At 68.9% G+C, this 12206-nt stretch carries 14 protein-coding genes; 7 read left to right on the plus strand and 7 right to left on the minus strand.

Annotation, left to right across the window (positions count from 1 at the left end):
• Positions 1-49: 49 nt before the first annotated feature.
• Positions 50-310 (minus strand): hypothetical protein, encoded by a 261-nt coding sequence (locus tag G5C60_RS14430; RefSeq protein WP_165258922.1) that lies wholly within the window; start codon positions 308-310, stop codon positions 50-52.
• A gap of 6 nt (positions 311-316) precedes the next feature.
• Positions 317-1195 carry a mycothiol conjugate amidase Mca gene (mca, locus tag G5C60_RS14435; protein ID WP_165258924.1) on the minus strand — a complete coding sequence of 293 codons (879 nt, stop codon included), beginning with the start codon at positions 1193-1195 and terminating at the stop codon, positions 317-319.
• 122 nt (positions 1196-1317) lie between these two features.
• Between mca and G5C60_RS14440 the strand changes: the two genes are divergently transcribed.
• Together G5C60_RS14440 and greA are read left to right on the plus strand one after the other, a co-directional pair.
• Positions 1318-1716 carry a DUF4307 domain-containing protein gene (locus G5C60_RS14440; protein ID WP_165258926.1) on the plus strand — a complete coding sequence of 133 codons (399 nt, stop codon included), beginning with the start codon at positions 1318-1320 and terminating at the stop codon, positions 1714-1716.
• A 223-nt stretch (positions 1717-1939) separates the two neighbouring features.
• Positions 1940-2437, plus strand: coding sequence for a transcription elongation factor GreA (greA, locus tag G5C60_RS14445; protein ID WP_165258928.1), 498 nt, complete (start codon positions 1940-1942; stop codon positions 2435-2437).
• 124 nt (positions 2438-2561) lie between these two features.
• On the opposite strand, the gene G5C60_RS14450 is transcribed toward greA, so the two are convergent.
• The 3 genes from G5C60_RS14450 to ilvA form a co-directional block, all read right to left on the minus strand.
• Positions 2562-3407 (minus strand): ABC transporter permease, encoded by an 846-nt coding sequence (locus G5C60_RS14450; RefSeq protein ID WP_165258930.1) that lies wholly within the window; start codon positions 3405-3407, stop codon positions 2562-2564.
• Positions 3404-4429: an ATP-binding cassette domain-containing protein gene (locus G5C60_RS14455; protein WP_165258938.1), complete on the minus strand. Its 1026-nt coding sequence runs from the start codon at positions 4427-4429 to the stop codon at positions 3404-3406. The genes G5C60_RS14450 and G5C60_RS14455 overlap by 4 nt, the downstream gene beginning before the upstream one ends.
• Positions 4430-4667: 238 nt before the next feature.
• The gene (gene ilvA / locus G5C60_RS14460; protein WP_165258941.1) at positions 4668-5897 is read right to left on the minus strand and encodes a threonine ammonia-lyase; all 1230 of its coding nucleotides are present in this window, start codon (positions 5895-5897) and stop codon (positions 4668-4670) included.
• Positions 5898-6059: 162 nt separating this feature from the next.
• Between ilvA and G5C60_RS14465 the strand changes: the two genes are divergently transcribed.
• The 3 genes from G5C60_RS14465 to G5C60_RS52035 all read left to right on the plus strand — a co-directional run bounded on the left by G5C60_RS14465 (position 6060) and on the right by G5C60_RS52035 (position 7526).
• A complete protein-coding gene (locus G5C60_RS14465; RefSeq protein ID WP_206439515.1) occupies positions 6060-6569 on the plus strand; it encodes a MarR family winged helix-turn-helix transcriptional regulator in 510 nt (169 codons plus the stop codon).
• A 199-nt stretch (positions 6570-6768) separates the two neighbouring features.
• Positions 6769-7278, plus strand: coding sequence for a sigma factor-like helix-turn-helix DNA-binding protein (locus G5C60_RS52030; protein ID WP_165258945.1), 510 nt, complete (start codon positions 6769-6771; stop codon positions 7276-7278).
• Entirely contained in the window at positions 7275-7526 is a 252-nt protein-coding gene (locus tag G5C60_RS52035) for a hypothetical protein (protein ID WP_165258948.1), read from the plus strand. The genes G5C60_RS52030 and G5C60_RS52035 overlap by 4 nt, the downstream gene beginning before the upstream one ends.
• Before the next feature lie 21 nt (positions 7527-7547).
• On the opposite strand, the gene G5C60_RS14480 is transcribed toward G5C60_RS52035, so the two are convergent.
• Positions 7548-8702, minus strand: coding sequence for a cystathionine gamma-synthase (locus G5C60_RS14480; protein WP_165258951.1), 1155 nt, complete (start codon positions 8700-8702; stop codon positions 7548-7550).
• A gap of 142 nt (positions 8703-8844) precedes the next feature.
• On the opposite strand from G5C60_RS14480, the gene G5C60_RS14485 reads away from it, so the two are divergent.
• Positions 8845-9966: a hypothetical protein gene (locus tag G5C60_RS14485; protein ID WP_165258954.1), complete on the plus strand. Its 1122-nt coding sequence runs from the start codon at positions 8845-8847 to the stop codon at positions 9964-9966.
• Positions 9967-10030: 64 nt separating this feature from the next.
• On the opposite strand, the gene msrA is transcribed toward G5C60_RS14485, so the two are convergent.
• A complete protein-coding gene (msrA, locus tag G5C60_RS14490; protein WP_165258957.1) occupies positions 10031-10543 on the minus strand; it encodes a peptide-methionine (S)-S-oxide reductase MsrA in 513 nt (170 codons plus the stop codon).
• Positions 10544-11091: 548 nt separating this feature from the next.
• Here msrA and G5C60_RS14495 point away from each other — a divergent pair.
• Positions 11092-12159, plus strand: coding sequence for a serine hydrolase domain-containing protein (locus tag G5C60_RS14495; RefSeq protein WP_206439517.1), 1068 nt, complete (start codon positions 11092-11094; stop codon positions 12157-12159).
• Positions 12160-12206: the final 47 nt, after the last annotated feature.

Here is a 12206-nt window from a genome sequence, read left to right on the forward strand (position 1 = left end):
CTGGGTGTCATCAAGACATGCTGCCTCAGCAGTTCAAGCCGCTGAGCTCTCAGCCCTTCGCAGGCGAGGCGTTCCCCCCGGAACCGGCCTTCTTGTCGGAGCCGTCCCCCTTCGGGTCCTTCTCCTCCTCGAAGTCGACCTTCCCCATGTGCCGGTTCATCGACTTCATCAGGCCCCACACCGCCACGGCCATCACCGCGAACACGATGAAGCCGAGGACGCCAGGGGTCACCTTGTCCTCGTCGACCTCCGCCGCGAGGGGGACGAGGTGCGTCATTGCCAGGCTTGCGCTTGCGCTCATGTCAGGCATTGTCTCTCAGGACTGCCGGATGCCCGCGAAGAGGTCGTCCTCGGGGAGGGACGTATCGACGAGGGACTTCGCGAGCTCGTACTCCTCCGTCGGCCAGACCTCCTTCTGGATCTCCATCGGCACGTGGAACCAGCCCCCGTCGGGGTCGATCTGCGTGGCGTGCGCGATGAGCGCCTTGTCGCGGATCTCGTAGAAGTCGGCGCACGGAACGTGCGTGGTCAGGGTCCGCTCGGCGCGCTGGAACTCGTCCCAGCGCTTGAGCCAGTCCCCGTAGGGGGACTCCATGCCGCGCTCCAGCAGGGCGTTGTGCAGTGCCTCGGTGCGCGGGCGGTTGAAGCCCTGGTTGTAGTAGAGCTTCTGCGGCCGGTACGCCGGCCCGAACTCCGACTCCGGGTACTTCTCGGTGTCCGCCGCCCCCTCGAACGCCACCATCGAGATCTTGTGGGTCATGATGTGGTCGGGGTGCGGGTAACCGCCGTTCTCGTCATAGGTCGTGATCACCTGCGGGCGGAAGGAACGGATCTTGCGAACCAGCTCCCCCGCCGCCTTGTCGACGTCCTCCAGGGCGAAACAGCCCTCGGGCAGCGGCGGCAGCGGGTCGCCCTCGGGCAGGCCCGAGTCGACGAAGCCGAGCCACTCCTGCTTGACGCCAAGAATCTCGCGGGCCTCGTCCATCTCCTTCTTGCGTACCTCGTGGATGTGCTCCTCGACGTACTTGTCGCCCTGAAGCTTCGGATTGAGGATGGAGCCGCGCTCCCCGCCCGTGCAGGTCACGACCAGCACGTCCACCCCCTCGGACACGTACTTCGCCATGGTGGCCGCGCCCTTCGACGACTCGTCGTCGGGGTGGGCGTGTACGGCCATCAGTCGCAGCTGGTCAGTCAAAACACAATCCTCGTCAGTCGGCGCCCCGTTGCATAGGCGCGATCGGCGGCTTCTATAGTGACCGAATCGGGGGGTGAAAAATTCCGGGCCACGCGCTTTGCGCCCCCGCGGAGAGGACGATCATGAGTACGGCGAGCACGCAGCTGCCCGAGGGCCGGTACGGCCGCTCCGCGGACGAGCGCGCCGACCGCAAGCTCAAGGTCATCGGCAGTGTCCTGGGTGTCGCTCTGCTCCTCCTCATCGGCTGGTTCGCGTACCACTACGTGGGCGGCAGCAAGATCAGCGCCGAAGTGATCACCTTCGACACCTCCGCCGACGCGGTCAAGGTGCACCTGGAGGTGCGCAAGGACACGGACGCCAACGGCTACTGCACCATCCGCTCGCAGGCCGAGGACGGCGCCGAGGTGGGCCGCGCGGACTTCCGCTTCGACCAGGACGCCTCGCGCATCGACAAGGTCGTCACGCTGCGCACGACGGCGCCGGGCACCACGGCGGAGCTGCTCGGCTGCCACGCCGACTGACACCGGCCTCGTACGTATCCCTGCGTATCCCTGGCATCGGACCTCGATACCTGCGCGCCGACTGGAATCCGTAGGCGCTGACCTGCGTTGACGTGATTCTGATGGCTTATGTCCTCCCCCTTCGCCCGCTGAATTGTTAGGCTCGTGGTTTCGCCCTCCCCTGGAGGAACATTCTTCTGGGTAGGGCGATGCTTTGTATTCCCAGTACCGACGAGGAGCACCTGTGACCCAGACCAGCGAGAACGTCACCTGGCTGACCCAGGAGGCGTACAACCAGCTGAGGGCCGAGCTGGAGTACCTGTCTGGTCCTGCGCGCACGGAGATCGCCGCCAAGATCGCGGCCGCGCGCGAGGAGGGCGACCTGCGCGAGAACGGCGGGTACCACGCGGCCAAGGAGGAGCAGGGCAAGCAGGAGCTCCGGGTGCGCCAGCTGACCCAGCTCCTTGAGAACGCGAAGGTCGGCGAGGCGCCGGCGGCCGATGGTGTGGTCGCGCCCGGCATGGTCGTCACCATCGCCTTCGACGGTGACGAGGACGACACGCTGACGTTCCTGCTCGCCTCGCGCGAGTACGCGAGCGCGGACATCGAGACGTACTCGCCGCAGTCCCCGCTGGGCTCCGGCGTGAACGGCAAGAAGATCGGCGAGGACGCCCAGTACGAACTGCCGAACGGCAAGCTCGCCTCGGTGAAGATCCTCGAGGCCAAGCCGTACACGGCCTGAGTCCACGCGATCCGTTCCACCTGGCCCTCGGGCCTGTACGTCGTCCCTGACATGCCCCCGGCGCCCGGCGAATTCCATGCCCCGGGGGCATCGTCATGCCACATCCCTCAGTCGGCTTCCTGGATCAGGCCGTCGCCGAGCGGTACTTCCGCACCGCCAGCGTCCGGAATATGACGATGATCAGGATCGAGTAGATCAGCGACGCCCAGACCGGGTGCTGCATGGGCCAGGCGTCCGACGGCGAGACCCCCGGGTTGCCGAACAGCTCGCGGCAGGCCTGCACCGTGGCGCTGAACGGGTTCCAGTCGGCGACATGGCGCAGCCAGGGCGTCATCTGGCTGGAGTCCACGAACGCGTTCGAGACGAACGTGACCGGGAAGAGCCAGATCAGCCCGCCGGAGGTGGCCGCCTCGGGCGTACGTACGGACAGGCCGATCAGCGCGCCGATCCACGTGAACGCGTACCCGGCCAGGAGCAGCAGTCCGAAGGCGCCGAGCACCTCACCCACGCTGGTGTGGGTGCGCCAGCCGACCAGCAGGGCGACGACGGCCAGCACCAACAGCGTGAGCGCCGTCTGCACCAGGTCGGCGAACGTGCGGCCGGTCAGCACGGCTCCGCGCGCCATGGGCAGCGAGCGGAAGCGGTCTATGAGCCCCTTGTGCATGTCGTCGGCGATGCCCGCGCCGGCGCCCGCGGTGGCGAAGGTGACGGTCTGCGCGAAGATGCCGGCCATCAGGAACTCGCGGTAGACGCCCGGATCTGTCGTGCCTCCGATCTTCATGGAGCCGCCGAACACGTACGAGAACAGCACCACGAACATGATCGGCTGGATGAGTCCGAAGATCACCATCTCGGGGATACGGCTCATCCGGATCAGATTGCGCTTGGCGACGACGAGGGAGTCCCGCACGGACTGGCCGAGGGCACTCCCCGGCTGCACGGCCTGCACGGCGTCGGTGACGGCACTCATGAGGCGGTCTCCTCGGTCTCCTTCTTGGCTTTGGCCTTGCGGCCCTTCGCGTCCTGCACCCCGCCGTTCTCCTCGTCCTCCGCCTCGGCGAGGTGTCCCGTCAGGGAGAGGAAGACGTCGTCGAGAGTGGGGCGGCGCAGGCCGATGTCGTCGATCTCGATACCGCGGGTGTCCAGCTCGCGGATGACCTCCGCGAGGAGCTTCGCGCCGCCGGTGACGGGCACGGTCAGCTTGCGCGTGTGCTCCTCGACGGTCGTCTCGCCCTTGCCGAAGCCCCGCAGCACCTCGGAAGCGGTCGCTATGTGCTCGCGCTCGTGGACGACGACCTCCACGCGCTCCCCGCCGGTGCGCGCCTTGAGCTGGTCGGAGGTGCCGCGGGCGATGACGCGGCCGTGGTCGACGACGCAGATGTCGTGGGCGAGGTGGTCGGCCTCTTCGAGGTACTGGGTGGTCAGCAGCAGAGTCGTACCGCCGGAGACCAACTGCTTGATGACTTCCCACAGCTGCTGGCGGTTGCGGGGGTCTAGGCCGGTCGTCGGCTCGTCCATGAACATGACGGGCGGCGAGACGACGAGCGCCGCAGCGAGGTCGAGCCGACGGCGCATGCCGCCGGAGTACGTCTTGGCGGTGCGGTCGGCGGCGTCCGCGAGGTTGAACTGCTCGAGCAGCTCGCCCGCCCGCACCTTCGCGTCCTTCGCCTTCATCTGGTAGAGCTGGCCGACCATCTGGAGGTTCTCGCGGCCGGTCAGGTATTCGTCGACCGCGGCGAACTGGCCGGACAGGCCGATCGAGCGCCGCACTTCGTTGGGGTTCTTGAGCACGTCGATGCCCGCGACGACCGCCTTGCCCCGGTCGGGGCGCAGCAGCGTGGTCAGGCAGCGGACCGCGGTGGTCTTGCCCGCGCCGTTCGGCCCGAGCAGGCCCAGCACGGTGCCCTCCGGGACATCGAAATCGACGCCGTCCAGAGCCCTTACGTCACCGAAGGTCTTCACCAGGCCTTCGGCGTAGATGGCGCCTGGCATGTGAGTTCTCCACGTCGTTGGGGATTTCTTCGGAAAGACTGGATGTGCGGAAATACTGGAATTGCGTGCTTGCCCCCCCGCCCATGAGTGGCGAGAGACACACCATAACGCGATGTATCGCGTTTCTCAACGAGTTTTTCCCGCCTGTGGACAACCGGGTCCGGACCTCGGCCGCCGACCTCGACGGCCTGGCGGGCCGACGGCTCGGCAGACGTCAGTCGACGCGTCAGCCGATGCGTCAGTCGATGACCGTGTAACCGGCCTCGCGCAGTGCCTGCCCCACCTCGGCGCAGTGCTCCGGCCCCTTCGTCTCCAGGTGCAGCTCCACCTCCGCCTCCGTGAGCCCGAGCCGCGGATCGGTCCGTACGTGACTCACATCGAGGACGTTAGCGTCCACCACTGACAACACCCCCAGGAGCGTGGCGAGGGCCCCGGGGCGGTCCGTGAGGCGCAGCCGCACCTGAAGATAGCGGCCGCCCGCGGCCATGCCGTGCCGCAGGATGCGCTGCATCAGCAGCGGGTCAACATTGCCGCCGGACAGCACCGCCACGACCGGCCCCTCGAACTCCTCCGGCGTGCTCAGCAGCGCCGCGACGGGGCTCGCGCCGGCGGGCTCGACGACCAGCTTGGCCCGCTCCAGACACAGCAGCAGCGCGCTGGACAGGGCGTCCTCGGAGACCGTACGGACCTCGTCCACCAGGTCGCCGACGATCCGGAACGGCACGTCGCCGGGGCGCCCCACCTTGATCCCGTCGGCCATCGTCGCCGGGTTCTCGATGGACACCGGCCGCCCGGCCGCCAGCGAGGGCGGGTACGCCGCCGCGCCCGCCGCCTGCACCCCCACGACCCGCACATCGGGCCGCAGCGACTTCACGGCGATCGCGATACCCGCGGCGAGACCGCCGCCGCCGATCCCGACGACGATCGTGCGCACCTCGGGGCATTGCTCCAGGATCTCCAGGCCGACCGTGCCCTGGCCCGCGATGATGTCCGGGTGGTCGAAAGGGTGGATGAACACCGCGCCCGTCTCGGCCGCGTACTCCTGCGCGGCGGCCAGCGTCTCGTCGACCACCGTGCCGTGCATACGCACCTCGGCGCCGTAGTGCCGCGTCGCGGCGACCTTCGGCAGCGGGGCGCCCGTCGGCATGAACACCGTGGAGCGCACACCGAGCAGCGAGGAGGCCAGGGCGACACCCTGCGCGTGGTTGCCCGCGCTCGCCGCGACGACACCCGCGGCGCGCTCCTCGGGAAGCAGCCCGGCGATCCGCACGTACGCGCCGCGCAGCTTGAACGAACCCGTCCGCTGCAGGTTCTCGCACTTGAAGTGCACCGGCGCGCCCACCAGCCTGGAGAGATGCCTGCTGCCCTCCATGGCGGTCACCCTCGCCACGCCCGCGAGCATCTTCTGGGCGCCGCGCACGTCGTCGAGGGTCACCGTCGGCAAGGAGTCAGCCGTGCTGTAGCTCATGACCACCAGTCTCGCAGCTCACGCGCCGCCCCACGGGACGCGACCAAGGTCCCGTACATGTTTACGCAGCGCCGGTACGGCCCGCGTCCCGTCCGCGTACTCTGTCCCCCAACCCAGCCCCACGCATGAATAGAGCCCCCGGCCATGCCCACAACACCTGAAATGTCGATGGACATGACGACCGTCGGTGACACCGGTCTTCTCGAATCGCTCCAGCACGAGGTGGCGGTGTTCGCCCGCCGTGCAGAACAGACCCGGCTCGGCGGGGTCGGGCAGGTCCGCAACTCCATGGACCGCGCCGCGTATCTGCTGCTCAACCGCCTCGACAAAGAAGGCCCGATGGGCGTCAAGGCGCTCGCCGCGAGCATGGGCATCGACTCGTCGACGGTCACCCGTCAGGTCGCGCCGCTCGTGGACACCGGACTCGTCAAGCGCACCTCGCACCCGGAGGACGGGCGCGCGGTGGTGCTCCAGCTGTCGCCGCGCGGGCTCTCCCGCCTGGAGGAAGTCCGCTCCTCCAGGCGTCAGTTGATGGCCGAACTCACCGAGGACTGGACACCCGAGGAGCGGGAGGCGTTCTGCACGCTCCTCACCCGCTTCAACGGCGCGCTGTCCACCCGCATGGCCGCGGCCTCGGTGGAGACATCGGTGGAGGCGCCCTCGGCGTCCTGAGCGCCCCGTATCGCGCCATACCGCGCCTTCAGCCGTTCGGCCGAGGGGCACACCGACGTCCAGGCCCAAGGGGACTGCGTCATGTCGGCCTCTTGACCAGGGGGCCGCGCCTGGCCTCATATGAGATCGGGCCCCTGTAGTACGCGATTTTCCTCGTCGTACGCCCCAGGGGCCCGGTTTCCCAGAGTCGGGAGGCGCGGTGCGAGAACGGCAGGCGTCCCAAGGCGCCCGCCGGGCCCGGGAGGTCGAGGCGTTCGTCGCGGGCGCGGCAGGGCGGCTGCTGCATGCCGCCACACTGCTCACCGCGGAGCCCCCGGACGACAACCCGCGCGCGCGGCGCCTGCTCACGGCGGCCCTGGCCCATACGTACGCCTCCTGGGACCGGCTGCACGGCGAGGACCCGTACGACCGCACCCGGCAGCAACTGGCGGTGCGCTTCGCACGCGGGGCCTGGCATCAGTACGGCAGTCTGGGCTGGGCGCACCTCCGTGGCCGCCCGAGCACCGGTGGCGTACTGCAGCGTCTCAGTCCCCAGGAGCGGCTGATCCTGGTCCTGCGGATGTACGAGGGCGTGGCCGAGGAGCAGACCGCGGCGCTGCTGGGACTGCCCCTGGAGCGCGTACGGGCCATCTGTGCCCGCGCGATGGCGAACCTGCTGCATCCACCGCGGGAGCCGGCTCCCGCGATGCCGAAGGTGGCGCCGTCATGAGCCCCGTGTCCCGCAGGGATGATGCCGTCCGCCGCATCCTGGAGGACGCGACGCCGTCCGTACCGCCCGAGCTGTACGCGGACGTGGTGCGGCGCGGCAGCCGCATGCTGCGCCGCAGGAAGGCGGCCCGGCGGCTGCTGTGGCTGCTGCTGTTCGCGGCCGCCGTGGCCTTCCTGGTGTGGGCGTCGATGGCCCGGCCGTGGGTGGAGCCGCCGTCGGAGACGACTCCACCTCTCACCGGCTGGTAGACATCACCGGTCGGCGGGTGCTCAGCCGAGGGCCTGTGCGAGGTCCTGGAGCAGGTCGTCGACGTTTTCGATGCCTACGGAGAGGCGTACGAGGTCGGCGGGCACTTCGAGCGCCGAGCCGGCCGCGGACGCGTGCGTCATGCGACCCGGGTGCTCGATCAGCGACTCCACGCCGCCCAGCGACTCCCCCAGGGTGAACACCTTGGCCCGGTTGCAGACCTCGACGGCCGCCTCCTCACCGCCCTCGACCTGGAAGGACACCATGCCGCCGAACGCCTTCATCTGCTTGGCGGCGACCTCGTGACCGGGGTGCTCCGGGAGGCCCGGGTACAGAACACGCGTCACGCGCGCGTGCCTGCTGAGCATCTCGGCGACCTTTGCGGCGTTCTCGCTGTGCCGGTCCATCCGTACGGCGAGCGTCTTGATGCCGCGCAGCACCAGCCAGCAGTCGAAGGGCCCGGCAACGGCGCCCATCGCGTTCTGGTGGTACGCCAGATCCTCGCCCAGCCCCTCGTCGCTCACGACGAGCGCGCCACCCACGACGTCCGAGTGGCCGCCCATGTACTTGGTCAGCGAGTGCACGACGACGTCCGCGCCGAGCGCGAGCGGCTGCTGGAGGTAGGGGCTGGCGAAGGTGTTGTCGACGACCAGCTTGGCGCCCGCCTCCCGCGCGATCTGGGCGACCGCGGCGATGTCGGTGATGCCGAGGAGAGGGTTGGACGGCGTCTCCACCCAGACGATCTTGGTCTTCGGGGTGACCGCGGCCCGTACGGCGGCGGGATCGCTGGTGTCGGCGACCGACCATTCCACCCCCCACCGCGAGACGACCTTCGCGAAGAGGCGGAACGTTCCGCCGTACGCGTCGTTGGGGATGACCACGTGGTCGCCGGGGCTGAGCAGCGTACGCAACAGGCAGTCCTCGGCCGCCAGTCCGGACGCGAACGCGAGGCCGCGGCGGCCGCCCTCCAGGGCGGCGAGGTTCTCCTCCAGGGCCGTCCTGGTCGGATTGGCGCTGCGGCTGTACTCGTAGCCGCCGCGCAGCCCGCCTACGCCGTCCTGCTTGTAGGTCGAGACCTGGTAGATCGGCGGGACGACCGCGCCGGTGAGGGGATCGGCGGTGTTCCCCGCGTGGATCGCCACGGTTTCGAAGTGCTGGCTGATGTGCCTGTCGCTCATGGGCACCGAGGGTAGTGCGCCCGCGCGGATTGTGACGGCGGAAGGCCGTGGCGAGGCCGGGACGGCGGTGCGAGCGACGGTTTTCCCCAGGAACTGCCGACCAGGTTGGCCATTTGTCGGACCCGTCTGGTTCGCTTGAGTCATGGAGATTCTCTGGGTCCTGATGGCGCTGGTCATGATGGGCTTCGTCCTCGGGCCGATCTTGATGCGCAGGCGTGCCGGCGGTATCCAGCAGGTCGCCCCCGGCGACCCGGACGCGGCCGACCCGGCGAACTACGGCTTCCTTCGGCAGGAGGAGCTGGACATCCGCATGCCCGGCCCCGACCCGGACCTGCTGGAGGTCCTGGACCTGGTGCAGAGCAGCCAGGACTACCGGGCGGCGTCCCAGCTCCTCGCCGGCACCGAAACGGACGGCGAGCGGCGCTGGCAGCGCGTGCAGGCCTTCGCGGGTGCCGCGTCGCTGGAGCTGCACCAGCGCCCCGGCGGGGTCAGCGACAGCCCCGGCGGTCAGTGGCTGCGGGTGTGGCGGGCCGAGAAGCCCAAGGACGCGGGCGGCGCGGCCGTGCACGCCGAGTTCCTGGTCCAGCAGGCATGGCGTACGTCGACGCCCGGCACGGACGAGTTCCGGATCATCATGGAGGAGGCGAAGTCGGCCTGCGAGGAGGCGGCGCTGCTCTCCCCCGGTGACCCGATCCCGTACATCGTCGAGCTCTCCGTGGCCCGCGGACTGGCCTACCCGCAGGCGGAGTTCGAGAAGCTCTGGCTGAAGATCCTGGACCGCGCCCCCGCACACATGGGGGCCCATCTGGCAGCGCTGCACTACTGGTGCGAGAAGTGGCACGGCTCGCGCGAGGTGGCGTACGCCTTCGCGGAAGCCGCGGCGTCACGCGCGCCGCAGGGCTCGCTGCTCGCGGCGATGCCCCTCTTCGCGGTCTTCGAGCACCTGCCGGAGGTGAACCTCGTCCAGGGCTTCTACCAGAGCGAGGTCGTGACGAAGGCGATCCACGGCGCGCTCTTCGCCGTGCACGCGGCCCGCCCGGACGACCCGATGCTCGCCCACGTCCGCCATCTGCTGGTGTTCTTCCTGGTACGCAGCGAGCGCTGGGCCGAGGCGATGAGCCAGCTCGTCCATGTCGACGGCCATGTGGGGGCGCTGCCGTGGACGCTGACGCCGGACCCGGCGGCGGACTACGCGGTGTACCGGGCCCTGGCGGTCGCGGGATACGAGGCGAACGGAGGAAACCCGGCGACGCTGCCTCACTGAGCGGCCCAGTTGGAATCCTCGGTCCTCGGCCAGTCAGCTCCGCTTTCGCCGGGCCGCCCCGCGGTCAGCCCTCCGCGCGGGCGGGCAGCCGCCATCCCGGGCGCGGGAAGTGGCAGGTGTAGCCGTCCGGGTAACGCTGCAGGTAGTCCTGGTGCTCGGGCTCGGCCTCCCAGAAGGGGCCGACCGGCTCTACCTCGGTGACGACTTTGCCCGGCCACAGTCCTGAGGCGTCCACATCCGCGATCGTGTCCTCGGCGATCCGCTTCTGCTCGTCATCCACGTAGTAGATCGCCGAGCGGTAGCTGAGGCCGATGTCGTTGCCCTGACGGTTCTTGGTGCTCGGGTCGTGGATCTGGAAGAAGAACTCCAGGATCGCGCGGAAATCGGTCCTCTCAGGGTCGAAAAGGATCTCGATGGCCTCCGCGTGCGTGCCGTGGTTACGGTACGTCGCGTTCGGCACGTCCCCGCCGGTGTATCCGACCCGGGTCGCCGTCACGCCCGGGAGCCGACGGATCAGATCCTGCATCCCCCAGAAGCATCCGCCCGCCAGCACGGCCCTCTGCGTCTGCGCAGCCATCGCGGCCCTCCCATATCTGTCAGTTCGATCACTCGGGCTCATCGGCTCACACACACCGGCATCCCATGCCCACTCTGCACAACGCGCGAGGGTTCCAGGCGATTCCGTACCCGCCCAACCGGCCCCGCGGTCGCCGGTCGCCGACCACCGCGAGGAGCGCACCGACCTGCTGGCGTGGTGCTGTCCATCACTCGACACCGCGCCACGGTGAGTCCGCGCGGAGTCCGCGCGCGAACCAGCGATTGGGCTCGCAGAACGTCGGCCTACATCACGCTTCTGGCGCCTCGACCGGTCGAGGCCACCCTTGCGCACGTAGCCCCTGAGCCGCGTCCCTGATGGATCCCTGAGCTGCCCCCTGAGTGATCCTCGGGTCATCCCGGATGGTTCAGGGCTTCTGTCACTGGTGAGCTTTTGTCATGAGAAATCGCCAGTCATCGCGCTGTCTCCTCGTCGTCCTCACCACGGTGGCTTCGCTCGTCGCCGCTGTCCCCGCCCTCGCCGATTCGCGCCACCAGGGTTCGCGATTACACGCGAGTACCCAGGCAGCCTTGAACGAGATCGTGGAGCAAGGCACCCCGGGTGTCATCGCCCAGGTGCGAGACGACCACGGGGAGTGGAACGGCCGGGCCGGTGTCGGCAACCTTGCCACCAGGCATCAGCGCAGCCCCCAAGAGAAGTTCCGCATTGCCAGCGTGACCAAGATCTTCACCGCCACAGTGCTTCTCAAGCTCGAAGCCAAGGGGAGGCTGTCGCTGGACGACAGCGTCGAGAAATGGCTGCCCGGGGTGGTGCGCGGCCAGGGCTATAAGCCCGAGAACATCACCGTGCGGCACCTGCTCAACCATACGAGCGGAATTTTCGACTACAACATGGACGAGGGATTCCGCGCCAAATACGCCGGCGATGAGTTCGACAAGAACCGCTACACCAGGTGGGCCCCCGCGGATCTGCTGGACATCGCGCTCGCCCACCCGCCGAACTTTCAGCCCGAGCAGGGCAGCAGGCCCGGCAGGGCGGGCGAATGGGACTACTCCGACACCAACTACATTCTCGCCGGAATGATCATCGAGAGGGTCACTCGCGGCACCTACAAGAAGGCGGTCGAGCGACTCATCATCGAGCCGCTCGCCCTGCACGACACCAGTGTGCCCGGTACCTCGCCGAAGGTTCCCTCACCGCATGCGACGCACTACTCCACGCTCTTCGAGGACCCGCCGCACGCAAAGGTTCGCGATGTCACCGAGTTCAGCCCCACGGTGGCCTTCTCGGCCGGACAGATGATCTCGACCGTCGGCGACGTGAACACCTTCCTGTCTGAGTTGCTCGGCGGCGAGCTGCTCCCGGCTGCCCAGCAGCGGGAGTTGCTCGACGCGGTCCCTGTCGACGGGGACAAGGGGCACGGCGGCCCGGAGGACGTCTACGGCCTCGGCATCCGGCACTTCAAGCTCAAGGAGGACTGCTGGGCCTGGGGTCATGGCGGCATGATCCCCGGATCCGCAACCCGGACGATCGTCTCGGCGGACGGCCGGCACGTCCTGACCATGAACCGCAATGGCGACTGGGGGGAGCAGAAGCTGGAGGACGCGGCCGTCGAGGCGGAGTTCTGTCGGGGCTGAGGGGTTATGGAGGGGTTACAGCTGCCGCAGACTCCACCGCCGCTACG

It is taken from the genome of Streptomyces scabichelini (assembly GCF_011045015.1).
Lineage (GTDB): Bacteria > Actinomycetota > Actinomycetes > Streptomycetales > Streptomycetaceae > Streptomyces > Streptomyces scabichelini.